Origin of the sequence: Erythrobacter tepidarius, assembly GCF_002155695.1 — a bacterium.
Classification (GTDB): Bacteria; Pseudomonadota; Alphaproteobacteria; order Sphingomonadales; family Sphingomonadaceae; genus Erythrobacter; species Erythrobacter tepidarius.
This window is the reverse complement of sequence record NZ_MUYJ01000012.1, coordinates 16,034-39,444: the sequence shown is the minus strand read 5'-3', so window position 1 is coordinate 39,444 and position 23,411 is coordinate 16,034. Positions and strand designations below refer to the sequence as shown.

The window sequence follows — 23,411 nt, the reverse complement described above, 5'->3', positions numbered from 1 at the left end:
TCGGAAAAAGACCGCAAGGATCAAGTTTTTTTTGCGGCCAGACGAGGCTAGGCCGCGTCGGCGCTGATCTCGGCCTCGCGTCCGCCTGCTGCGGCGTTGAGCATTTCCGCAACCAGAAATGCCAGCTCAAGCGATTGCTCGGCGTTGAGACGCGGGTCGCAATGTGTGTGATAGCGATCGCCAAGGCGTTCCTCGGTAATCGCCACGGCACCGCCGACGCATTCGGTGACATCCTGACCGGTCATCTCGATATGGATACCGCCCGGGTGCGAGCCTTCGGCGCGGTGAACCGCAAAAAAGCCCTTCACCTCCTTGAGGATGCGATCGAATGGACGGGTCTTGAAGCCGGTTTCCGATTTCACGACATTGCCGTGCATCGGATCACAACTCCACACCACCGGGTGTCCTTCGCGCTGCACCGCGCGCACGAGCCGCGGGAGTCCTTCCTCGATCTTGTCATGGCCGAAGCGGCTGATCAGCGTGATCCGCCCCGGCTCGCGCCGGGGGTTGAGATCGTCCAGCAGGCGGAGCAGCACATCGGGTTCGAGCGAAGGCCCGCACTTCATGCCGATCGGATTGCCAATTCCGCGCGCATATTCGACATGCGCGCTGCCGGGGAAGCGCGTGCGGTCACCGATCCACAGCATGTGCGCGCTGGTCGCATACCAATCGCCCGTCAGCGAGTCCCTGCGCGTCATCGCCTGCTCGTAGGGCAGCAGCAGCGCCTCGTGGCTGGTGTAGAAGCTGGTGCCCTTGAGCTGCGGCACCGTTTCGGGATCGACCCCGCAGGCCTCCATGAAATCGAGCGCTTCGCCAATCCGGTCGGCCATCTCGGTGAACTTCTCGGTCCATGGGGTGCGGCCCATGAAGTCGAGCGTCCACTGGTGGACCTGCCTGAGGTTGGCATAGCCCCCGCCCGCGAAGGCGCGCAGCAGGTTGAGCGTGGCAGCGGCCTGCGAATAGGCCTTCACCATCCGCGCCGGATCATTGCGGCGGCTGACCGGATCGAACTCGATGCCGTTGATATTGTCACCAAGGTAGCTCGGCAGGGTCACGTCGCCGATCGTCTCGGTCGGCGAGGACCGGGGCTTGGCGAACTGGCCCGCCATCCGCCCGACCTTCACCACCGGGCGCTTGGAGGCGAAGGTCATCACAACCGCCATCTGGAGCAGCACCCGGAAAGTGTCGCGGATATTGTTGGGGTGGAATTCGGCGAAACTCTCGGCACAGTCCCCGCCCTGCAGCAGGAAGCCGTGGCCACGCGCGACCTCGGCAAGCTCGGCCTTGAGCGCGCGCGCCTCGCCCGCAAACACCAGCGGAGGATAGGACGACAGGGTCTTTTCCGCCTCGGCCAGTGCGGCCGCGTCCTCGTAATGCGGAAGATGCCGCGCTTCGTGCGACTTCCAGCTCTCCGGGGTCCAGGTCTCAGGCACGTTCAAACTCTTTCCATCCACGTCTCGCGCGCAAGGCTTGCACGGGGGCGCCCGCTACAGGAGGCGCCTTTCAATTGTAAAGCCGCAATGCCTCTTGCGACAACTTTATTTCACCCTCGCCCAGATCGGCAGGCGCGTTCAGTGGCCTGCCGCCGCGGGCCGCACGAGGCGCAGACTCGCCGCTCCGCGCGCCGGCGACTCGGCCAGCTGCTGGCCTTCGGGAAGGATCGCCAGCTTGAAGGGCACCCCCTTGGCGAAGTAGCGATCGGCGAGGAACTGCATCACTTGCGGGCTGGTCTGCGAGTAATCCGCCAGCAGTGTGCGCAGCAGCGCGGCGCGCCGGGGGTCGCTGGTCGCACCTTCGAGGTTGTAAAGCCAGAACTGGTTGCCGGTCGAAGCGCGGCGGATCAGCTGGGCGAGCGGTTCGGTGACCCGCGCCAGCTCGTCGGCGGTGGGCGGGTTGGCGGCCAGATCCTTGGCGATGCGGTCCGCCTCGGCGAAGAACAGCGGCACGAATTCGGGTTCAAGCTGGGCCAGCGCGGTGATCCGCCCGCCGCTGGGCAGGTCTTCGGGCCACTTGGAGAAGACCTGCGGTGAATAGCTCGCCCCGGCGCGTTCGCGCAGGGCGTCGAGCAGGCGGTTGTTGAACAGCTGGGTGAGGATTTCGAGCTGCCGGCTCTCGCGCAGGGAAGCGACTCCGCCGCCGCTCGGCCAGGCAACCACCGCGGCGGCCTGATTGGCATCGCCGCGATGGGTGACGATGACAGGCTTGTCAGGTGTCGGCGCGAAGGCCGGAACCCGCGCGGCGACCTCGTCCGGGATGGGGTCGCGCGGCGGCAACGCGCCGAAGGTCTTGCGTAGCTGCTCGACAACCGCCGGCTTATCGAACTCCCCGAACACCAGCACCTCGACGGCGCCTTGCTTCAAGAGCGGCTCCCACACCTTGCGGAAGCCCTCGGGCGTGACCCCTTCGAGGGCCTTGGGATCGGGCGTGGCGAAACGCTGGTCGCCGCCGGTCACAAGAAATTCGAGATCGCGGTTGAGCACGCCGCCGGGGCTGGTCGAATAGGTGTTGTAGGCAAGCTCCGCCGCCGCCTTGGCGCGGATCACCGGCTCGGCATCCCAGCGCGGCATCCCAAGCTTGGCCGCGAACAGGTAGAGCTGGTCCGCGACATCATCCGAACGGGTCTGCGCGGTGAGCGTGAAGACCGCATCGTCGATGGCAAAGTCGAAGCCCAGCTTGCGGCCCGTCGCCAGCCGATCAAGCTCGTTCTGGCCCAGTTCGCCCAGTCCCGATCCGACCAGCGCCGCCTCGCCGATTGTGGCATAGACCGCATTGGCAGCATCGAAAGCGCGGTAGCCCGCACCGAACCTTACCCGCACCGTCACGCGGCCGGGTTCGGCATCATTGGCCCACAATAGCGCCTTGACGCCATTGGCGAATTCGACCTGCTCGATCTCCAGCACACCCAGCGGCTTCTGGCTGGTGATGGTGCCGGGCGGGCCCACGGCGGGCAGATCGGCAAAGGAGATGCTAGCCGCGGCCAGCCGCGCGCTGCCATCCACCTTGGCCTCGCTCGCCAGCGCCAGCCTGAGCGCGGCGACATCGGCCTCGCCCGCCTGCGGCGTGACATAGACCGCGCGCGTCACCACACCTTCAAACAGCTTCTGCGTGTGCGCCAGCACTTCGGCCGGATTGCGCCGCGCCTTCATCCCGCGAAACACGTCGAGCACCACCTGCGGCGCGGCGACGGTCTCGCGGATATCGACCGCGTTGACGAGATTATTGGCAAGGTTCGATCCTGACTGGACGCTGGCCTGCTCGACCTCGTTGGCGAAGACGACCTCAAGTTCAGCGGCCTCGCGATCGATCTCCTCCTGGGTCGGGGGATTGACCAGCGCATCGGCAATCACGCTGCGGACATCGGCGAGCGCGGCCTGCCAGTCATTGTTGAGCGGCGCGAAGGTGACGAAGGTGGCATCGACCGAGCGCGAGACATCGTCCTGCTGGACTTGCGCATAAAGATAGCTGCCGCCGCCGCGCGCGCGGGCTTCGAGCCGGCGGTTGATGATTGCCTGTGCGATCGCGTCGAGCAGCAGGCCCTCGTTGTAGGCGATGGTGTCATTCACCGGCCGCCACGGACGCATCACCGCATAGGTCAGACTGCGCGGCAGATCGGGTTCGACTCCGATCGCCAGTTCCCCGATCGGGGCGGAACCGCCCGGTGCGGTGACAGCCTCGGCGGGCGGAGCAGGATCCCCGAAATCGGGCGCGACCCCCGGCTTGCCGGTGCCCTTCCAGTCTCCGAACCACTGTTCCACCAGCCCTGCCAGCACCATCGGATCGGCATCGCCGGCGACGATGATGGTGGTGTTTTCCGGGCGATACCAGCGATCGTAGAAGGCCTTCACGCTCCGTCCGCGCGCAGCCTTGAGCGTCGCGTCGGTGCCGATCGGATTGCGCATCGCAAGCCGCTGTCCGGCGAAGAAGGTGCTGCGGGTGAGATCGGCCATGCGCTGCCCGGCCCCGCCGCGTTCGCGTTTTTCGGCCAGCACGATCGGGCGTTCGGCATCGACATTGGCATCGTTCAGCACCGGCGCGCGGATCATGCCCGAAAGCAGCTTGAAGCTCTCCGCGAGCTTGGCAGTGTTCGCATCGGGAATGTCGAGCTTGTAAACCGTGTGGGTCGGGGTGGTTTCGGCATTGGCATCGCTGCCGAAGGTTGCGCCCAGCCGCTGCCAGGCGGCAATCGCCTCGCCCGGCCCGAGATACTTGCTTTCGCGGAACAACAGGTGCTCAAGCAGGTGGGCAAAACCCTGTTCGTTGTCCTCCTCGTGCATCGACCCGGCATCGATCCGCACCCGGATCGAGACCTGGCGCGGCGGTACGCCATTGTTGCGGACAGCGTAGCGCAGCCCGTTCTCCATTTCGCCGAACAACCACTTGTCATCTACGGGAACGTCCGAGCCGCGATAAAGCCATGGCACGATTTCGCCGGTCTGGAGCGCCTTGGGTGCGGGCACCGAGGGGCTGGCCGGTGCGGTCTGGGCAGGGAGCGTGCTGGCCTGCTGGGCGAGCAGCGGCTGAACCAGCATGAAGGGGGCAAGCAGGAGGGCGAGAGCGCGACCGGCGCGGGTGAACGGCATCATAAGGCGGCTTATAGGGCGGCAAAATGTGAAGCGATAGTGAATGCGCGCGGCGGCGGTGCAGCGACCGATGCGCGCTTGAAATCGGACAAAATCGGTCTTAAATGCCTCGCCATGTTCATCGAAACCGAAACCACGCCCAACCCTTCCGCGCTCAAGTTCATTCCCGGTCAGGCGGTCATGGTCTCGGGCACCCGCGAGTTCGCCACGCCCGAAGCCGCCGAGGCCAGCCCGCTGGCGCAGGCGATCTTCGATACGGGTGAGGTGGTGAACGTGTTCTTCGGGGCCGATTTCGTCACTGTTACCGCTGCGCCAGGAGCGGATTGGACCACGCTGAAGCCGCAAGTAATCGCGATTCTGCTTGATCACTTTGTCTCGGAAGCCCCGCTGTTTGCGCCGATGCAGGACAACGGCATCGCGGTCCCGCGCGAGGACGAAGCCGTGGTCGAAGAGCGCCCCGAGGACGCGGAAATCATCGCCGCGATCAACGAATTGCTGGAAACCCGCGTGCGCCCTGCAGTCGCGGGCGACGGGGGTGATATCGCCTATCGCGGTTTCCGCGACGGGGTGGTCTATCTCACGTTGCAAGGCTCGTGCTCGGGCTGTCCGTCGAGCACCGCGACCTTGAAACAGGGCATCGAGGGGCTGCTGAAACACTACGTCCCCGAAGTCACCGAAGTGCGCGCGGCCTGAGCCATGCAGTTCCACGATAACGTGCTCTGCGCCGAGGCGCTTGCGCAGCTGTTCAACGAAGCGCGCAGCTACAACGGCTGGCTCGACAAGCCCGTGCGCGACGAGCAGCTCCATGCGATCTGGGACCTCGTCAAGATGGCCCCCACGTCCGCCAACATGCAGCCGGCGCGGATCGTTTGGGTCAGGTCGGCCGAGGCCAAGGCCAGGCTCGCTGACTGCGTGATGGAGGGCAATCGCGCCAAGGTGCTCGCCGCCCCCGTGACCGCGATTATCGGATACGATATCGACTTTCATGAGGAATTGCCCTGGCTGTTCCCGCATACCGATGCCCGAAGCTGGTTCGAGGGCAACGAGGCGGGCCGCGAGGAAGCGGCATTGCGCAATTCCTCGTTGCAAGGCGCCTATCTCATCCTCGCCGCGCGCGCGCTCGGGCTTGATTGCGGGCCGATGTCGGGCTTCGATCCCGCGGCAGTCAACGCCGCGTTCTTCGCTGATGAGCCGCGCCACCGGGTCAATTTCATCTGCTCGGTCGGCTATGGCGATCCGGCCAGCATCTTCGATCGTTCGCCGCGCCCCGATTTCGCCCGCTTCAATCGCATCGTCTGACGCGCATCTCACCGCTTGCGCCCGCACGCGCCCTGAGGCAGGGCGCGGCTATGCGGATACTCGCGATCGAAACCGCTTCCGAGGCCTGCTCCGTCGCCCTGTTCGAGAGCGGCGCGATGATTGCGCGCGACCATCGCCTGATCGGGCGCGGCCATGCCGAGGCACTGGTGCCGATGATCGCCGCCCTGCCCGCCAAAGGCCGCGCCGAACGCATTCTCGTCAGCCTCGGCCCCGGCAGCTTCACCGGTGTCCGGATCGGCCTCGCCACCGCCCGCGCGCTCGCCTTCGCCTGGGGGGCCGAGGTGCTGGGCTATCCCACCCTTGCACTGATCGCGGCGCAGGCGCAGGTGCAGTGTCCCGGTACGCCGCTGACCGTGTGCATCAATGGCGGGCATGGCGAATGGTTCGTGCAGGATTTTGCCGCGGGCCAACCCGCCGGAGAGCTGCTTTCGCTGGCGCCCGACGCGGCGCTGGCGCGCGGCGCGCAGGCGATGATTGCCGGCAACCGCGCACGCGCCTTTGCCGAACTGTTAGGGGGCAGTCCCCGCGTGCTCGACCTTAACCCCGACGCGGCCGAAGCCGGACGGATCCCGCAAACCCTGCTTACCCCTCACCTAGCCCCGATCTACGGCCGCGCGCCCGATGCCACACCGATGGCGGAGCCGGCGCGCGCATGACCCCCTCGCCTTTCCTTCTCGATCGGATCATGGCGGTTATGGAGGCGGCCTTCGATCCTGCCTATGGCGAGGCGTGGAACCGGCGCCAGGTGGCCGATGCCCTGTCGATGCCGAGCACCCATGCGCTGGTGGTCGATGGCGATGGCGAACTGCTGCCGGAAGATCTCGCCAGCCCGCGTGCGCCGGCGGGTTTTCTCCTGAGCCGCCATGTTCTCGACGAGGAAGAATTGCTGCTCATTGCGGTGATGCCTAGCTGTCGCGATCGCGGGATCGGCACAATCCTGATCAACCGCCTGTTCGAGGCGGCGCGGGCGCGCGGGATTTCCCGCATCTATCTGGAAATGCGGCGTGGCAATCCGGCACTGCACCTCTATCGCAAGCTCGGGTTCGAGCCGATCGGTGAGCGACCCAACTATTACCGCATGGCAAATGGCGAGCGGATCGACGCGATTACTTTCGGACGATCAATCTAGTTGATCGCGATCCGTATTATTCTTGGCCATGAGTATAAACTCGCAGTTGCAATTCAAGGTCGGTTCAGCCATGGCCCGATAATCCAAGATAACAAAATATCGAAAGAGGAACTGGTGATAGCCATGGAAGTCGCAATGAAAGAAACACTTATTACGCTGACGAGCGATATCGTCGCGGCGCATGTCAGCAACAATGATGTCGCAGTGTCCGAACTGCCGGGCCTGATTACCAGCGTTTACGCCGCGCTCGCCAGCCTGGGCGAAACCCCGGTGGTCGAAGAACCCAAGCCGCAACCTGCAGTTGCGGTGCGCAATTCGGTCAAGCCGGATTACATCGTCTGCCTTGAAGACGGCAAGAAGCTGAAGATGCTCAAGCGCTATCTTCGGACCAATTACAACATGTCCCCCGAAGAATACCGTGCGCGTTGGGGACTGCCGGCCGACTATCCGATGGTCGCTCCGAACTATGCCGAAAAGCGCCGTGATCTCGCCAAGAAGATCGGTCTCGGGCGCAAGCCCGGCACACCTGCGCCCTCGCGCCGTGCCAGGAAGACCGCCTGAACGGCCAGCGCCTGGCGGCTCTGTTGAGATGCCGGCTTGCCAGCTTGAGCAAGCGGCCCCGTCTCTATAAAGATGAGGGCGCCGTGCTATGCATCGGCCCCCACTGCGGGCCGCGCCCGCTTGGCGATGGAGCTGTCATTGAGCCAGAAGATCGACCTTGAGCAATTGTGCGCCGAAAAGGGCCTGCGCATCACCGAACAACGCCGCGTGATCGCCAAGGTACTCTCGGAAAGCGACGACCATCCCGATGTCGAACTGCTGCATGCGCGCGCCTCGGCGGTCGATCCCAAGATCTCGATCGCCACGGTCTACCGCACTGTGCGCCTGTTCGAGGAAGCCGGGATCCTCGATCGCCACGATTTTGGCGACGGGCGCTCGCGCTATGAGCCCGTGCCTGAAGCGCATCACGATCACCTGATCGATGTGGAGACCGGCAAGGTTCTGGAATTCGTCGATCCCGAAGTCGAAGCGCTCCAGCGCCAGATCGCCGAACGGCTGGGCTACCGGCTGGTCGATCACCGCATGGAGCTTTACGGCGTCCGGCTCTCGCGTGACGACTGACGAGAGCTTGCGCGCGGCGGCCGCGCGGGGCGAGAACACACCCCTGTCACCGATGGGCTGGCTGCGCCTGACATTGCGAGCGCTGGCGTTGATCGGGCTGCTGCTGGTATTCGTGCCGCTGCACTATCTCTACCGCGCCCTGGCCTATGGCTCGCCCTTCCCGATGCTGTTCCTGCGCTATGCCGCGCGGGTCTGCGGGGCCAAGGTGGAGGTGATCGGCACGCACCTCAGGCGCGACGTGGTCTATATCGCCAATCACCTCTCGTGGGTGGATATCCTTGCGCTTGCGGGTGCAAGCGGCACCGCCTTCGTCGCCAAGGCAGAACTGGCCGACGCGCCGCTGGTTGGCTGGCTGGCGAGGCTCAACCGCACGGTATTTGTCAAGCGCGAGCACCGCATGGGCGTGGCCGAGCAGATCAACGCTCTCAAGGAAGCGCTGGTCGATAACTGGTCGGTGACGGTCTTTCCGGAAGGCACCACCACCGACGGCCAATCGCTGCTGCCGTTCAAGACCTCCATGCTTTCGGTGCTCGAACCGCCGCCGCCCGGCGTGCTGGTGCAGCCGGTGGTGCTCGATTATGGCCCGGTTGCCGAATGGATCGGCTGGATTGGCGAGGAGGGCGGGCTCAACAACGCCAAGCGTGTCCTCTCGCGCAAGGGCACCTTCCGCCTGCGGCTCTACTTCCTCGAACCCTTCAGCCCCGAGGACTTCCGCGGGCGCAAGGCAATCGGCCAGGAGGCGCGCCGCCGGATCGAGGAGGCGCTGGTTGCAATCCTGGAAAAGCCCCTGCGTCCCTTCGCGCACGCAGTTGCCCCGGTGCGCTACGCGCCCAAATCCGAGGTGGCACAGTAGCCCCTAAAGCCCCGCGCGCACCAGCCAGTCGTGAAAGATCCGCACCGGGCGGCTTTCCAGCGCCACGGGCTTGCACACGAACCAGTAGGAATAGGGGCTTTCCACCGGCTTGCCCGGCAGGTTGGTGAGGCGGTTGTCGTTTGCGCGACGAAGGTGATCGTCGTGCATGATCGCAATGCCGAGGCCCTGCGCGGCTGCCTCCAACATGAGAGCGCCCGAATCATAGTGATCGATCGCTGCCGGATCCATGCTCTCCAGCCCGTTGGCCTTCTTCCACGCAACGAAGCTCTCGGGCAGTTCGTTGTGGATCAGGAAGGTTTGCTTGGCCATCACCTCTGGGGTGATCTCGGAGCCGATGCTGCGCGCGGTGTCCTTCGAGCAGATCGCATGGACGAGATTGTGATCGAGCCGCACCGCGTGCAGCCCGCTCGCCGGCCCGCGTGACAGGATGATCGCGGCATCGAGCGTATCACCCACCCGGTCCTCGAGATGCGGCGCGGTGTCGATGTCGATGTGCAGCAGCGGATGGCGCTTGCGCAATTCGCCAAGCCGCGGAAACAGCCGCTGGCTGCCGAACATCGGGAGCACGCCGAGCCTCAGACGCAGCAGCGCGATATTGTCCGACTGGCTCTCCACCGCACGGGCCAGCGCCTCCATGTGGGGATTGACCGCCTCGTAGAAGGCTTGGCCCTCATCGGTCAGCTGCATCGACTGGCGCGCGCGGGTGAACAGCTTCTTGCCGACGAATTCCTCGAGATTGCTGATCCGCCGCGACAGCGCCGAGGGAGAAAGCCCGATCTCCTCCGCGGCCGCCCTGGCGGAGCCGAGCCGCACCGTGCGCATGAAGGCTTCAAGCGCGCGCAGGGGGGGCAGGCGACGTGCGGGCATCACTATTCTCCATTTTTGCAGGAGATACGCACGAAACGCGTTTGGGATGCAAAGAATCGAAGAAAAAATACGTAGTCAACCGCGGGGTTGCGCCTACTGCACCTCTTCCTCGCGCGCCGGCCGATGAAGCCTGAGCCGCGTGACATGGGTTTCATCGCCCGCGGTGACTTCGATCCGCCATCCGCTGGGATGTTCGAGCACCGTGCCCACCGCCGGGACAGCCTCGGCCAGCACGAAGGCAAGGCCGCCCAGCGTATCGACAGCTTCCTCGACCTCGGCGAGGCGCGGGTCAACCATTTCGGCGACATCTTCGAGCTCGGCGCGGGCATCGCAGTCCCACATCCCCTCGCCGATCGGAACGATCAGCGCCTGCGGGGCATCGTCATGCTCGTCTTCGATCTCGCCGACGATTTCCTCGACCAGGTCCTCGATGGTGATAAGTCCGTCGGTACCCGAAAACTCGTCGACCACGATCGCCAGATGCACCCGCTTGGCGCGCATGTCCGCCAGCACGTCGAGCGCGCCACGCGCCTGGGGCACGTAGAGCGGCTGGCGTAGCAGCGTGGTCCAATCCTCGGGCGGCGGTGACCCCTTGGCAATGATCGGAAATACGTCCTTGATGTGGATCATGCCGATCACGTTATCAAGCGTCTCGCGATAGACCGGCATCCGCGAATGGCCGTGCTCGGAAAAGGCGGCGACCAGTTCGGCCCAGCTGATCGAAGCCTCTACCGCGATGATCTCGCCGCGCGGCACCGCGACATCATCGGCATCGTGTTCGGAGAAGTGGAGCAGGTTGCGCAGCATCTGCCGCTCGACCCGCGAAAGGTCTCCGCGCGCGTGGCTGTCGTGCTCCGCGGCGGCCGAGCCATTTTCGTCCTCGTGTTCGTCGATCGCTTCCTCGAGCTGTTCGCGCAAGGAGCGCGCGCCTTCCAGACCGAGGATCTTGCGCAGCGCAGACCAGAGCCCGCTGCTACTCTCCGCGTCTCCCGATTGAGATGCGGATGATGGGGAATCGGCCATGGCCCTCGACAATGCTCCTCCTGTTGTCATGCGCCATATGGGTCAGCGATGCCCAGTTTGGCAAGTATGGCGGTCTCCAGCGCCTCCATCGCCTCGGCCTCGGCCTCGCAATTGACATGGTCATGGCCGGCCAGATGCAGCAAGCCATGGACGATGAGATGCGTCGCATGATCTGCGAGGCTGATCCCCTTCCCCGCCGCCTCGCGCGCGCAGGTTTCATGGGCCAGCGCGATGTCGCCGAGCATGACCGGCGGGCCGTCGGCGCCAAGCCCGGCAAGCTCCGTGCGCTCCAGCATCGGGAAGCTGAGCACGTTGGTGGGCTTGTCGCGCCCGCGCCATTCGCGGTTGAGCGCGTGGACTTCGGCATCCGAAGTGAACAGCAGGCTGACGACAAGGCGCGGGTTCGCAAGGCAAGGCTCACCCTCGCCCGCCGCTGCGGCGGCGCGCTCGGCCAGCGCGTCCCATTCGCCTTCGGGCCAATCCTCGATGTCGATATCCAGCTGCACCCCGCGCCCATAGCGCGGAACGCCGCCGGTGCAAAAGGCGCTTGCCGCAGACGCATTTTCTGTTGCGCTCCGGGCCGCGCAAATGCGAGCAATCCGGTGTAACGGTCCGGGCATCGTCCGGGCGTCGAGGGGGTAAAGAATGCACCGCAAATTCTTCGTGATCGCCGCGGGGGCCGCGAGCCTCCTGACCAGTCCCGCGCTGGGCCAGTCCCCGGCCGACCGGCCGCCCCCCGATCTTCCCCTGCCCGATCTCACGCCCGCCAGCGCCGAGGAAGAAGCCGCCGCCCTCGCATGGCTGGGCCAGGCCGCCACACCCTTCGACCCTTCCGCCTAGGATTCGGCGACGCTGGCCCCGCTTTGTCGACTGGCTGGTCGATGCGCCGCTTCCCGAAACCGAGCGCGCGCTTGCCGCCAGCCAAGCGCTCGCGGCCTGGTTCGACACAGCGCCCGAGGCCGCGCGCGGCGTGGTCTGGGCGCATGACAGCCATATGATCGAGGACCTGCCCGAGATTGCCGAGATGTCCGGCTTCGTGACCGTCGGCACGGTGCTGCGCGAGAAGCTGGGCGAAGATTACGCCAGCGTCGGCTTCAGCTGGTCGCAGGGGGCATTCCGCGCAACGAGAATGACCGAAGGCGGCAATCTGATGATGGCCTTACAGAGCCAGACGTTCGAACCGTTCAATCTCCCCAACAATCGCCCGGGCGATCTGGGCAATGTGTCCGACCGCACCGACCACAAGGCGCTGTGGATGGATCTTGCCGCGCTGCCGGCAGGACGGGCCCGTGGCCAGCTAGGCCGGCCGGCCCTATTGGCGCGGCTGGTCCGGCTGGATCGCAAATCCCGAGACCTGGCAGGTGACCAATCTCGACATGGGCGAGTTTTCGGTGCCGGTGCGCGTGGGACACGACGTGATCGTCTGGTTCCAGACCATCAGCCCCTCGCACCTGTGGCCTGTGCCGCAATAGGCTGGTCGCGACCACCCATGCGCAGGACGCACGCCCGAGCGACCCGGGCGTATTGACGCGATTTCGGCCATCATGACATATGTCGGGAGGCGCGTTACGCGGCTCGCAAAAGCAACTCGTGCAGGAGGGAACCGATATGCGGTCGGTGATGGTTTTTGCGCTGATGCTTTCGCTCGTTGGCGCACCGGCAGGGGCAGCGCCGGAGAAGCCGGAAATCTGGGAGTGCGCGGCGCTCGCCCGCGAAATTCAATCCGAACTCTATTTGGAACAGACGTTCGGTTCGCTGGCCAAGGACAATCCCTTCCACAACAAGAACGCCCGCCCCGCAGCAGTGCTGAAGCCGCTGATCGAGAAGGCCGATGCCCGCGCGCAACGCTGGGGAGGACAGATGGTTCTCACCGACCAGCAAATCGCAAGTGTCAGGCGGCTCAGTCCCGAAGCACGCAGCAAGATGCTAGCCGCCTGCGATGCGACCTATTGATCGGATCGCCCAGGCAGGTCATCCGCCTTCCAGCGCTTCCTAGCGCGGCTCCGCCGCGGCAAAGGCGGCTGCTTTGGGGTGCTGTTTCCCGTAGGCGATCAGGCAGCGCATGTAGCGCGGGAAGAACTCCTTGGGATTGTCGATCGCCTCGTCATCGCGCTGCCACTGGTAGCAGATCTTCTCCTCCTGCCCTGCACCGGGGAAATCGATCCTTGTCGGGAAGCGCAAATGCTCGGGTTCTAGCCGCACGAAGCTGGTCTTGAACTCTTTGCTGGTGGCCTGCTGGTTGGCGATGAACACCGAACTGCGATAGGCCTGGTTGGTCATCACGCTCACGGTGCGCTGCGCCAGTTGCAGGAAGGTCCATTCCGGGTGCGGCGTGCCCGGCGGGGGCTTCACCGCCTGACCGTCATCGCCGGCCGCGCATTTGGTGAGCCCGCAAAAGGCCGGCACCTCGAGCGTGGCGTTGACGATCACGAACAGGTTGCGCGGAACGTCGGCGGCGCGTTCCAGCGCCCTTGCTTCGGCCACTTTGCGCCTGAAGGCATTGGGGGTGAGATCGACCAGCACCCCGAAACGCGCACCACCGTCGATATAGAGGCGGTTGTCGATGAACACCGGAGCGGCCGACATCGGCACCGAGGAGGAAGCCAGCAGCGCCTCGATATAGCAGCCGCGCATCTGCTTGGCGCGATCCGGATGGCCCGTCAGGTTCTCGACATAGAGCGATGCGGCCTTGGTCAGATCGAACACCGCCATCTCGCCGCTGCCCATCTCCACCGCGCCGACGAGCAGCGTACGCTGGTGCAGCTTCGCCTCGCGGGCGACGGCGACAAGGACATCCTCGTTGATCAGATGCATCAGCCGGTCGCGCAACGGCTGGAGCCGTGCGAGCGTGCCTGCCCGGGTCAGGCTGATCGCGGCGCGAACCGGCCTCTGCTCGAACTTGCCCCGCACCAGCGGCTTCAGCAGCTCGCTCTCGGAGGTGATGCTGTACTCCTCGACGATGGTCTTGGTGTCGCCGAGAAAGGCAAAGGTCGCCTGAAGCGCGCCAGTGCTGATCCCGGTGACCAGCTTGAACCGCGGCAGGCTGCCGCCGCGGTGCTGCTCCCAGGCGCTCATGAACCCGGCGCCGAAAGCACCCTGCTGACTGCCGCCCGATAGGATCAGCACGGAATCGCTCACCGGCAGCGCGCGCTGCGCCACACCGTCCTTGTCGGTCGGGGTCTGGCCGAGTGCATCGAGCAGCTTGAGGCCAACCGGATCGCTGCTGGGATCGATCTGCCAGGCCTCCTGCGCCCCCGGCTCTGGCGGGCCTTGGAGAGACGAGGCGGGAAAAGGCAGACGCGCGCCGAAGGTGATGATCTCGTCACACCCTCCCGGTGCCACCTGCGGCGGGAGGTGATGCACCGGATCGACCTTGCCGCAACCCGCCAGCACCAGTGACAGCAATGCCATACCGGCCAATGCTTTTCCGCTTTTCCCCATGCCCTTGATTACCCCCCAATCACGCCGCGCGCCGCGCACCCTGCCGAAAGTCTAGGCACCGCAATCCCGATTGTCAGCCAAGCTCGGCCTCGGGCAGCCTCCGATCCTGCGAATAATTTCCCGAAACGCGACAGGTTCTCGCTACGGCCTCTTGATCCGGTAAGGCAGAACCGGCTCTGTGCGGGGCCTTGCAGGGGAAAAACACAAGAGTGGGCCACATTGAGATTGCGACCAATGTCGCGTGGACGAACTTTCACAAGAACCGCAAGCTGACGGTCGGCCGGCAGGCAACCTACCGGCGCGGGGGCCAGACGGCAGCATCCGGCGCAGAGGCCTTCGCGCGCTCCGCTCCGGTGATGCAGGCGCATATCGCCACCGCGCTCGCCCATCAGGCGCGCGCCGGGGTGCTGGGGGCGGCGTGGAGCTGGTCGGCGCTGATCGGAAATGCCGATCTACAGCTGGCGACTGACGAGCTGGACGCGCTTCATGCCGTGCCGGCCGGTGATCTGCATCGCGCCAGCCGGCTCGATGCGAGCCACCTCGCCTATGTCGGCGGAGGCTGCCGGCTGGCGCGGCTGGTCGGGTGGGCCGAGGCGCGTGACCGCTCGATCGCGATCTGCGGCTCTTATCTCGGGCAGTCGGTGGCGGGCGCGATGGCCACCGGGGTCAATGGCTCGACGCTCGGCCAAGGGGGCTTCCAGAACCAGATCCGCGGCATCCATCTCGTCACCGGCCCCGCCCGCAGCGTGTGGATCGAGGATCCTTCCTGCCCGGCCCTGTCGGACGCGGCGGCGCTGCGTTTTGCCGACGAGGTGATCAGGGACTCCACGGCATTCGCCGCTGCGCTGGTCCACCTCGGCGCTTTGGGTATCGTCAACGGGGTGCTGTTCGAGCTGGTCGACAAGCATCTGTTCTACCCCGTGCGCTGCAAGCGGATTGTCGATCCGGCTTGGCTCGCCGAGGTCGAACGCGGCGATTATGACGCGATCGCGCGCGGCTTAGGCCTGCCGGGCAATCCGATCTATTACGAGGTTCAGATCGACCCCTATGATCCCTGGGGCACCCCGGCGCTGCACAGCTTCATTTTCCGCCACGAGGCAGCCACCGCGCCGCGCAGGTCGATCACCGATTGCGCGCACTTGCGGCAGGTCCATGACCTGATCGAGCCATCCAGCGGAAAATCGCTCGCGCCCCCGATCCCGCCCGATCTCTACGCCGCCTACGCGGCGAGTTTCCGCGAGATTGCGGCGGATCCGCCGCAGCTGCAATCCTGGGGTGCGCTCCATTCGGGCGGGCCGGATCCGCGCACGCACACGATCATCTATGATGCCGCGCTCGCCATCGATCAGAACCGCATCAGCGATGCGATCACCGCGATGAGCAGCCACCTCCAGCAGCAGTTGCAGCAGCTTCCCGCCGAACATCGCCTGCGCCACATGGTCTACACCCTGCGCTTCGTCGAGGGCAGCGCCGGCCTGATGGGCTACACCCGCTACCGGCGGAGCGTGGCGATGGACCTGCACGGGCTGATCCCCTCGCCGCTGACCCACAAGGCCGCCGCCGATAGCTGCGCCGCGCTCGATGCGGCGGGAATTGGCTATTGCCAGCACTGGGGCAAGTTCACCCCCGGCAATCCCGGCTGGGTAGCGCGCGAATTTGGCGGTGGCCAGCCGGACAGTCCGCTTGCCGCATGGCGCAAGATGCGCAGGCGGCTGCTCGACCCGCTCGTCGAACCGCTGTTCCGCAACGATGCGTTGGTCGATTGGGGCGTGCTCTAGCCCGCCCTACCCACCGTCCTTGCCCTCATAGGCTTCCACGATTCTTGCGACGATCGGGTGGCGCACCACGTCGGCGGCAGTGAAGCGGATCGTGCCGAAGCCTTCCACCCCTTCGAGCCGCTGCACCGCATCGTTGAGCCCGCTCATCGACGGGCCGCCGGGGATGTCGACCTGCTTCGGATCGCCGCAGATCACCATCCGGCTGTTCTGGCCGAAGCGGGTGAGGAACATCTTCATCTGCTCGCGCGTGGTGTTCTGCGCCTCGTCGAGGATGATGAAGCTGTCCGCCAGCGTGCGTCCGCGCATGAAGGCGATCGGCGCGATCTCGATCTCGCCATTGGCAAGCCGCCGCTCGACCTGTTCGGGGGGCATGCAATCGTTGAGCGCATCGTAGAGCGGGCGGAGATAGGGATCGACCTTCTCCTTCATGTCGCCGGGCAGGAAGCCCAGCTTCTCCCCCGCCTCCACCGCGGGGCGCGAGAGGATAAGGCGTTGGACGCTGCCGGTGATGAGCTGGCTCACCGCCTGGGCCACCGCGATATAGGTCTTGCCGGTGCCCGCCGGGCCAAGCGCGAAGATGATGTCCTCGCGGGCCAGCGCCTTCATGTATTCGATCTGGGTTGCCGAGCGCGGAACGATGGTCTTCTTGCGCGTGCGGATCATGATCGGGGGCGTGCCCTCCTCGCCCGAAATGATCCCTTCGAGCGTCGGTTCGGAGGACATGGCGATCAGCGCCTCGATCGCCCCGCTGTCGAGATATTCGCCGCGCGCGAGACGGTCATACATCGCCCTTAGGGTGTCGCGGGCGCGGGCGACATCGTCCTCCGGCCCTTCGATCACCACCTGATGCCCGCGCGCTTGGATATAGACCCCGAGCCGGTTTTCGACCTGCACCAGATTGGCGTCGAACTGGCCGAACAGCGGGCCGAGCAGCGACTGGTTCTCGAAGGTCAGCTCCACCCGGGCACGCCGGGGAGCGGGAATGCCGCGCGGATCGGGCGAAAGAGCCGGATCGGCGGCGCGTGAGGGTCGTCGGCCCATAGCTTCCTTTGCTGGCGGGCTGGGGGCAATCCCCTGCCCTCGATTCGGGAAGGTAAGCACACACGGGGGCAAAGCAAGCGCGCCGCCGCAACATGGCGGTGGAAAGTCGTCAAACCGAAACGGTTTGGCGCGCCAGCCCCTTCAAGGAATTCGGCCCGGCCTCGGCCAGTTCCACCTCGACCATTTCGCCGATCGCGGCGGCAGACTCGAACCAGACGCTCTGGAGCCAGGGCGACTTGCCGAGCCATTGACCCGCGTGCCGACCGGGGCGTTCGACCAGCACTTCGCACCGCTTTCCGACACTCGCCTGATTGAAAGCATATTGGTGCGCGCCGATGCGCTGCTGGAGACGCTGGAGGCGCTCGTCCATCACTTCGGGCGCGATCTGGCCGTCCATCTTCGCCGCCGGGGTGCCGGGGCGCGGGGAATATTTGAAGCTGAAGCAGGCGGCGTAGCGGACTTGGTCGACGATGTTCAGCGTGTCCTGAAACTCGGCCTCCGTCTCGCCCGGAAAGCCGACGATGAAATCGCCCGAAAGCGCAATGTCGGGCCGTGCGGCGCGGAAACGCTCGATCAGCCTGAGGTAGCTCTCCGCGGTGTGCTGGCGGTTCATCGCCTTCAGCACCCGGTCGCTGCCGCTCTGCACGGGGAGGTGCAGATAGGGCATCAGCTTGGCGACCTCACCATGCGCGGCGATCAGGTCATCGTCCATGTCGTTGGGGTGGCTGGTGGTGTAGCGAATGCGCAAAAGGCCATCGATCCCCGCCAGCCGCCGGATCAGCCCGCCCAGCCCCACGGGCCGCCCCTTGTCGTCCTCACCGCGCCACGCGTTCACATTCTGGCCGAGCAGCGTGATCTCCTTCGCCCCCGCTTCGACCAGTTTCTGCGCCTCATCCAGCAGATGGCGCCAAGGCCGGGAGATTTCCGCGCCGCGGGTATAGGGCACCACGCAATAGGTGCAGAACTTGTCGCAGCCTTCCTGCACGGTGAGGAAGGCGCTCGGGCCGCGCTTGCGCCGCGCCGGGAGCGCGTCGAACTTGGCGATCGCGGGCATGTCGGTATCGGTCGCACGCTCGCCCTTGGTGGCCTTGTCGAGCATCTCGGGCAGGCGGTGATAGGCCTGCGGGCCGACCACGATGGAAACCGCCGGCGCACGCGCCATGATCTCCTCGCCCTCGGCCTGCGCGACGCAGCCCGCGACCGCGATCAACGGGGCCTTGCCGTTCTCCTTGCCCGCCGCGACCAGCCGGCCGATGTCCGAATAGACCTTTTCGGCGGCCTTTTCGCGGATGTGGCAGGTGTTGAGAATGACGAGATCGGCCTCCTCCCCCTCGGGCGCAGGCGTGATGCCGCGCTCGGCCAACAGCTCGCCCATGCGCTCGCCGTCATAGACGTTCATCTGACAGCCGAAGCTCTTGACCCGGTAGGTCTTGGGGGCGGAGATGGGTTTCATGGAGGCCGCGCCTTTAGCGCCGATGGGCAGGCGGTTCAACGAAAAGGGGCGACCGAAGCCGCCCCTACCTGATCCAGACAGTGCCGCAAAGGCTCAGGCCACCGTCGCCTTGACGATCTTGCCGGGGCTGCGCGGCGGTTCGCCCTTGGGGATGGCGTGGACGTGCTCCATCCCGCTGATGACCTGGCCCCACACGGTGTACTGCCTGTCGAGGAAGCGCGCATCATCAAGGCAGATGAAGAACTGCGAATTGGCGCTGTTGGGGTTCTGCGCACGGGCCATCGAGCACACGCCTTCGACGTGCGGCTCGTCGTTGAATTCGGCCGGCAGATCGGGCTTGTCGCTGCCGCCCATGCCGGTGCCGGTCGGATCGCCGCCCTGTGCCATGAAGCCGGCGATCACGCGGTGGAAGATCACCCCGTCATAGAAGCCTTCCTGCGCCAGCTCGGTGATACGCGCGACGTGGCCGGGGGCAAGATCGGGGCGCAAGCGGATGACGACATCGCCGGTCTCCCCGGTGCCGTTGTCGAGGGTGAAGGTGAGAGTCTCGGCCATTTTCGCGGTTCTCCTGGGTCGATTTGCCCGTGGCCATACGCACACAATCCACGCCTGTCACCCTCCAGCCTTGCTTTTCATCCACCCCCGCCTAAACCGCCCTCATGGCCGACAAGCGCATCCTCGACGATGAGATTCCCGCGGGCGAGCTCGCCGAGCTCGAGGTGCGTCCCGACGACCGCGTTGACGATGAGCGCCATGACGAGGAGAACCGGCTCAAGGCTGAATATGTCGGCGCTGTCCAGTCGGCGCTGGAGGCGGGTGACAAGGGCGCGGTCTATGATCTGGTCGAGCCGCTCCATGCCGCCGACATCGCCGACCTGATCGAGCTGCTAGGCCGTTCGGAGCGCGCCGCGCTGGTGCGCGCGATCAGCGACCTGATGACCGGCGACGTGATCGCGGAACTCAACGATTACGTCCGCGAAGATCTGATGGAGGCCCTGCCCGCGCAGGCGGTCGCGACCATCGCCGAACAGCTCGACACCGACGATGCGGTGCAGCTGATCGAGGACCTCGACGAAGCCGATCAGGCCGCGGTGATCGCCGAACTCGGGCCGGAAACGCGCGAAGCAGTGGCAAGCGCGCTCGCCTATCCCGAAGAGACCGCCGGGCGCCTGATGAGCCGTCACTTCGTGGCGGTGCCCGAGCACATGACCGTGGGCGACCTGATCGATTACCTGCGCGAGAACGGCGATATCGAACACGACTTCTTCGAGGTCTTCGTGATCGACGAGCGCCACCACCCGGTCGGCACCTGCGCGCTTTCCTGGCTGCTCACGACCCCGCGCTCGGTGCGCCTCACCGACGTGATGAAACGCGATCAGACCCTGATCCCGGTGACAATGGATCAGGAAGAAGTCGCGCTGATGTTCCAGAAATACGCGCTGATCTCGGCAGCTGTGGTGGACGAGAGCGGGCGGCTGGTCGGGCAGATGACGGTCGACGATATCGTCCACATCATCTCCGAAGAGGCGGGCGAGGACGCGCTGCTGCTGTCCGGTGCGGGCGATGGCGACATCAACGAACCGATCGTCGATAGCTACAAGGCACGCGTGCGCTGGCTCCTGGCGAACCTCCTCACCGCCTCGGTCGCCTCGAGCGTGATCGCGCAGTTCGAGGACGTGATCGCGACCATGGTGGCGCTGGCGGTGCTCATGCCGATTGTCGCCGGCATAGGCGGCAATGCGGGGACGCAGACGCTCGCAGTGACGGTGCGGGCGATAGCCACCAACCAGTTGACGGATGCCAACACCTGGCGCGCGATCCGGCGCGAGATGTCGATCGCGGCGCTCAACGGCGGGACAGTGGCGGCGGTAATCGGCACGATCGTCGCGGTCCTCTTCCGCAATCCGCTGCTGGGCGCGGTGATCGGCGCGGCGATGCTGTGCAACATCGTGATCGCGGGCTTTGCCGGTGTGCTGGTGCCGCTCACGCTCAAGCGCTTGAAGGCCGACCCGGCAATCTCCTCTTCGATCTTCGTCACCATGACGACCGATTCAATGGGCTTTCTTGTCTTCCTAGGTTTGGCAGTGGTCAGCGGTCTGGTGGGCTGATAGCCCTCTCTCCACAGAACAAGGGAGAGGCCAATGGCAGGTCGGGTAGCTGGCAAGGTGGCGCTGCTGACAGGCGGCGCGATGGGTCTGGGCAAGGCTGCCGCGAAGGCGCTGTTGGCCGAAGGGGCCAAGCTTATCATAACCGACATTGACGCGCCCGCAGGCCGCGCCACCGCCGCGGAGCTGGGCTGCAGCTATATCCACCAGGACGTGACCGACTGGGCGCGCTGGCAGGAAGTCATCGCTGAGGTCGAGGCGGAGCATGGCCGGCTCGACGTGCTGGTCAACAATGCCGCAATCACCGTGTTCGGCTCGATCGCCGATATTACGCCGGAGGATTTCCGGCGTTGCTACACCGTCGATGTCGATTCGATCTTCATGGGTTGCAAGGCGGCGATCCCGCTGATGGCCAAGGGCGGCGGCGGCTCGATCATCAACTTTTCGTCCGCCGCGGGCAACAAGCCCTCGCCTGACCTTGCCGCCTACAACTCGGCCAAGGCGGCGGTGGTGACACTGACCAAGAGCATCGCGCTCTACTGCGCGCGCGAAAAGAACGGGATAAGGGTCAATTCGGTGCAGCCCGGCACCATCCTCACCCCCAATGTGGAGAGCGTTATCGCTGGCACCCCCGACCCCGAGGCGACCCGCGCTGCCTTCTCCATCGCCCAGCCGATCGGCCGCATGGGCGAGGTCGAGGATATCGCTCACCTCGTGGTCTATCTCGCCAGCGACGAGAGCAAGTTCGCCACCGGCGCGCCCTTCATCGTCGATGGCGGTCTGAGCATCGCCTGATGGGCAGCGCACTGGATCGTTTTGCGATCATCGATCTCGCCGCGCTCTACATGCGCGGGCTCGACCGGCTCGACGAAGCGCTCGTGGCGGCGCAGTTCTGGCCCGATGCCCGCTGCGAATACGGGATCTTCAACGGCAACCCGGCCGATTTCGCGGCCTTCTGTATGGCGGCGTTGCAAGGCCATGCGCGCAACCACCATATGCTCGGCCAGCATGTGATCGCCTTCACCGGGCCTGACGAGGCCTATGGCGAGGTCTATTATCAGGCCTACCACCGCGTCACGGGCGAGGACGGAAGCCCCCGCGATCTGTTCGTTGCCGGGCGCTATGTCGATCGCTACGAACGGCGGGGCGCGATTTGGAAGATAGCCTACCGCTCCGAGTTGGTCGATTGGGTGCGCGACGATCCGGCCGCCGATGCGATGCTGACCGAAGCGCCCTTCATCCTCGGCCGGCGCAAACCCGACGATCCGCTCTACAAGCGCGAGGCGATGCGATGACGAGCAAGCCCGATCTCACGGCGCGCTCCGACCCCGCGCTCGCCCCGGGAGAGGCACGTTGCCCCGGCCTTTCGATGCAGGACATCCTCGATGCCGACGGCGACCATCCCCCCGAGCCGCTGCGCGCGCAGGCCTATACCTTCCTCGGCGATGCAGACCTGCCTTTCGCCCGCTACACCGATCCGAGGTTCCATGACCTCGAAATGGAGCGCCTGTGGCCCAATGTGTGGCAATGGGCCTGCCGCGAGGAACACATCCCCGATCCGGGCGATCGCTATGTCTATGATGTCGGCCGCCATTCGGTGCTGGTGGTGCGCGGGACGGACATGGCGATCCGCGCCTTCGTCAATTCCTGTCCGCACCGGGGGATGAAGTTCGCCGCCGAAGGCTCGCGGGGCGTGCGCCGGGCGAACATCCGCTGCCCGTTCCACGGAATGAGCTGGAACCTTGACGGAACCTTGCGCGAGATTCCCTGCCGCTGGGACTTTCCCCATGTCGAGGACGAGAATTTCGGCCTCGACGAGGTTGCCTGCGAAACCTGGGGCGGGTTTGTGTTCATCAATATGGGCGAGAACCCGCCGCCGCTCGGCGAACAGCTCGAAGTCCTGCCAGAGCACTTCAAGCGGTGGCCGATGCACGACCGCTATGTCGCGCTGCATACCGAAAAGGTGCTGCCGGCCAACTGGAAGATGGCGATGGAGGCCTTCCTCGAAGCCTTCCACGTGCTCGAAACCCACCCGCAGGCGATCTACACCGCCGCCGACGCGAACGCCCAATACGACATTTTCGGCAAGCACGTTTCGCGCTTCATCCACGCGATCGGCGTGCCCAGCCCGCATTTGCGGCAGGAAGTAAGCGAGGCGACGCTGTTCGGCAAACTCGGGCGCGATCCCGCCCTCCTGCCACCGGGGGCCTCTGCCCGCGCCGAACACGCCCGCTTGCTGCGCGCGGAACTCGGCGCTGCCTTCGGCACCGACCTGTCGAACGTGTCCACCAGCGAGATGCTGGATTCGATCGAGTATTTCCTGTTCCCCAACGCTTTCTTCTTCCCCGGCATCGGCATCCGCCTGTGCTATCGCTTCCGCCCACTGGGGCCGGACGAATGCCTGCACGAGATCCTTGTCCTCCAGCCACTGCCCGCCTCGGGCGCGCGACCTGCCCCTGCCGTCCCGATCCGGCTCGGGGTGGAAGACAGCTACACCACGGTCCCCGGGTTCGCGCTGGCGGAGATTCTCGATCAGGATACTGAGAATCTGAAGCTCCAGCGCGACGGGGCCAAGGCTTCGCGCAAGGGCGCCCAGACGCTCGGCAACTATCAGGAAGCACGCATCCGGCGGCTGCATCTGACGCTCGACGAATATCTCTCCCGTTGACTTGCGTGCG

General features: G+C 65.5%; 24 protein-coding genes. 15 read left to right on the top strand and 9 right to left on the bottom strand.

Going from position 1 to position 23,411, the window contains the following annotated elements; all coding sequences use genetic code 11:
- Positions 1-47: 47 nt before the first annotated feature.
- Both BZF61_RS12385 and BZF61_RS12380 read right to left on the bottom strand, forming a co-directional pair.
- A complete protein-coding gene (locus BZF61_RS12385; RefSeq protein ID WP_086619734.1) occupies positions 48-1,433 on the bottom strand; it encodes a class II 3-deoxy-7-phosphoheptulonate synthase in 1,386 nt (461 codons plus the stop codon).
- Between the two features lie 138 nt (positions 1,434-1,571).
- On the bottom strand, positions 1,572-4,529 hold the full coding sequence (locus tag BZF61_RS12380; protein ID WP_245804618.1) for a M16 family metallopeptidase: 2,958 nt from the start codon (positions 4,527-4,529) through the stop codon (positions 1,572-1,574).
- Between the two features lie 165 nt (positions 4,530-4,694).
- Between BZF61_RS12380 and BZF61_RS12375 the strand changes: the two genes are divergently transcribed.
- The 7 genes from BZF61_RS12375 to BZF61_RS12345 all read left to right on the top strand — a co-directional run bounded on the left by BZF61_RS12375 (position 4,695) and on the right by BZF61_RS12345 (position 9,004).
- Positions 4,695-5,273: a NifU family protein gene (locus BZF61_RS12375; protein WP_086619732.1), complete on the top strand. Its 579-nt coding sequence runs from the start codon at positions 4,695-4,697 to the stop codon at positions 5,271-5,273.
- 3 nt (positions 5,274-5,276) lie between these two features.
- On the top strand, positions 5,277-5,879 hold the full coding sequence (locus BZF61_RS12370; RefSeq protein ID WP_086619653.1) for a malonic semialdehyde reductase: 603 nt from the start codon (positions 5,277-5,279) through the stop codon (positions 5,877-5,879).
- A 50-nt stretch (positions 5,880-5,929) separates the two neighbouring features.
- Positions 5,930-6,556 carry a tRNA (adenosine(37)-N6)-threonylcarbamoyltransferase complex dimerization subunit type 1 TsaB gene (tsaB, locus tag BZF61_RS12365; RefSeq protein ID WP_086619650.1) on the top strand — a complete coding sequence of 209 codons (627 nt, stop codon included), beginning with the start codon at positions 5,930-5,932 and terminating at the stop codon, positions 6,554-6,556.
- A complete protein-coding gene (locus tag BZF61_RS12360; protein WP_086619649.1) occupies positions 6,553-7,029 on the top strand; it encodes a GNAT family N-acetyltransferase in 477 nt (158 codons plus the stop codon). The genes tsaB and BZF61_RS12360 overlap by 4 nt, the downstream gene beginning before the upstream one ends.
- A gap of 123 nt (positions 7,030-7,152) precedes the next feature.
- Positions 7,153-7,590 (top strand): Ros/MucR family transcriptional regulator, encoded by a 438-nt coding sequence (locus BZF61_RS12355; protein ID WP_211276778.1) that lies wholly within the window; start codon positions 7,153-7,155, stop codon positions 7,588-7,590.
- Between the two features lie 138 nt (positions 7,591-7,728).
- Positions 7,729-8,151: a Fur family transcriptional regulator gene (locus BZF61_RS12350; RefSeq protein ID WP_086619729.1), complete on the top strand. Its 423-nt coding sequence runs from the start codon at positions 7,729-7,731 to the stop codon at positions 8,149-8,151.
- 52 nt (positions 8,152-8,203) lie between these two features.
- Positions 8,204-9,004, top strand: coding sequence for a lysophospholipid acyltransferase family protein (locus BZF61_RS12345; RefSeq protein ID WP_086619731.1), 801 nt, complete (start codon positions 8,204-8,206; stop codon positions 9,002-9,004).
- Positions 9,005-9,007: 3 nt separating this feature from the next.
- Here the strand turns inward: BZF61_RS12345 and BZF61_RS12340 are convergent, their stop codons facing one another.
- From BZF61_RS12340 to ybeY, 3 genes are all read right to left on the bottom strand, one after another.
- Positions 9,008-9,892 (bottom strand): LysR substrate-binding domain-containing protein, encoded by an 885-nt coding sequence (locus BZF61_RS12340; protein ID WP_086619646.1) that lies wholly within the window; start codon positions 9,890-9,892, stop codon positions 9,008-9,010.
- A gap of 93 nt (positions 9,893-9,985) precedes the next feature.
- Entirely contained in the window at positions 9,986-10,915 is a 930-nt protein-coding gene (locus tag BZF61_RS12335; protein ID WP_086619645.1) for a hemolysin family protein, read from the bottom strand.
- Positions 10,916-10,941: 26 nt separating this feature from the next.
- Entirely contained in the window at positions 10,942-11,421 is a 480-nt protein-coding gene (ybeY, locus tag BZF61_RS12330) for an rRNA maturation RNase YbeY (RefSeq protein WP_086619644.1), read from the bottom strand.
- A 139-nt stretch (positions 11,422-11,560) separates the two neighbouring features.
- Between ybeY and BZF61_RS16020 the strand changes: the two genes are divergently transcribed.
- The 3 genes from BZF61_RS16020 to BZF61_RS12320 are packed head-to-tail and all read left to right on the top strand — an operon-like array spanning position 11,561 to position 12,868.
- Complete coding sequence (locus tag BZF61_RS16020) at positions 11,561-11,755, top strand: hypothetical protein (RefSeq protein ID WP_245804617.1); 195 nt, start codon at positions 11,561-11,563, stop codon at positions 11,753-11,755.
- Positions 11,670-12,443 (top strand): erythromycin esterase family protein, encoded by a 774-nt coding sequence (locus BZF61_RS12325; RefSeq protein ID WP_342742813.1) that lies wholly within the window; start codon positions 11,670-11,672, stop codon positions 12,441-12,443. The genes BZF61_RS16020 and BZF61_RS12325 overlap by 86 nt, the downstream gene beginning before the upstream one ends.
- Positions 12,444-12,466: 23 nt before the next feature.
- The gene (locus tag BZF61_RS12320) at positions 12,467-12,868 is read left to right on the top strand and encodes a hypothetical protein (protein ID WP_086619642.1); all 402 of its coding nucleotides are present in this window, start codon (positions 12,467-12,469) and stop codon (positions 12,866-12,868) included.
- A 39-nt stretch (positions 12,869-12,907) separates the two neighbouring features.
- Here the strand turns inward: BZF61_RS12320 and BZF61_RS12315 are convergent, their stop codons facing one another.
- Entirely contained in the window at positions 12,908-14,326 is a 1,419-nt protein-coding gene (locus BZF61_RS12315) for a patatin-like phospholipase family protein (protein WP_158094099.1), read from the bottom strand.
- 239 nt (positions 14,327-14,565) lie between these two features.
- Between BZF61_RS12315 and BZF61_RS12310 the strand changes: the two genes are divergently transcribed.
- Positions 14,566-16,134, top strand: a complete 1,569-nt coding sequence (locus tag BZF61_RS12310) for an FAD-binding oxidoreductase (RefSeq protein ID WP_086619639.1) — start codon at positions 14,566-14,568, stop codon at positions 16,132-16,134.
- A 6-nt stretch (positions 16,135-16,140) separates the two neighbouring features.
- On the opposite strand, the gene BZF61_RS12305 is transcribed toward BZF61_RS12310, so the two are convergent.
- The 3 genes from BZF61_RS12305 to BZF61_RS12295 form a co-directional block, all read right to left on the bottom strand.
- On the bottom strand, positions 16,141-17,175 hold the full coding sequence (locus BZF61_RS12305; RefSeq protein ID WP_086619638.1) for a PhoH family protein: 1,035 nt from the start codon (positions 17,173-17,175) through the stop codon (positions 16,141-16,143).
- A 109-nt stretch (positions 17,176-17,284) separates the two neighbouring features.
- Positions 17,285-18,628 carry a tRNA (N6-isopentenyl adenosine(37)-C2)-methylthiotransferase MiaB gene (gene miaB / locus BZF61_RS12300; RefSeq protein ID WP_086619637.1) on the bottom strand — a complete coding sequence of 448 codons (1,344 nt, stop codon included), beginning with the start codon at positions 18,626-18,628 and terminating at the stop codon, positions 17,285-17,287.
- A 93-nt stretch (positions 18,629-18,721) separates the two neighbouring features.
- The gene (locus tag BZF61_RS12295; RefSeq protein ID WP_086619636.1) at positions 18,722-19,183 is read right to left on the bottom strand and encodes a peptidylprolyl isomerase; all 462 of its coding nucleotides are present in this window, start codon (positions 19,181-19,183) and stop codon (positions 18,722-18,724) included.
- 104 nt (positions 19,184-19,287) lie between these two features.
- Between BZF61_RS12295 and mgtE the strand changes: the two genes are divergently transcribed.
- From mgtE to BZF61_RS12275, 4 genes are read left to right on the top strand one after another with little or no spacing between them, the layout of a single operon-like run.
- Positions 19,288-20,736 carry a magnesium transporter gene (gene mgtE / locus BZF61_RS12290; RefSeq protein ID WP_086619634.1) on the top strand — a complete coding sequence of 483 codons (1,449 nt, stop codon included), beginning with the start codon at positions 19,288-19,290 and terminating at the stop codon, positions 20,734-20,736.
- 33 nt (positions 20,737-20,769) lie between these two features.
- Positions 20,770-21,528 (top strand): glucose 1-dehydrogenase, encoded by a 759-nt coding sequence (locus BZF61_RS12285; RefSeq protein WP_086619633.1) that lies wholly within the window; start codon positions 20,770-20,772, stop codon positions 21,526-21,528.
- Complete coding sequence (locus BZF61_RS12280) at positions 21,528-22,028, top strand: nuclear transport factor 2 family protein (protein ID WP_086619632.1); 501 nt, start codon at positions 21,528-21,530, stop codon at positions 22,026-22,028. The genes BZF61_RS12285 and BZF61_RS12280 overlap by 1 nt, the downstream gene beginning before the upstream one ends.
- Complete coding sequence (locus BZF61_RS12275) at positions 22,025-23,401, top strand: aromatic ring-hydroxylating oxygenase subunit alpha (protein WP_086619630.1); 1,377 nt, start codon at positions 22,025-22,027, stop codon at positions 23,399-23,401. Before BZF61_RS12280 ends, BZF61_RS12275 begins: the two co-directional genes overlap by 4 nt.
- Positions 23,402-23,411: the final 10 nt, after the last annotated feature.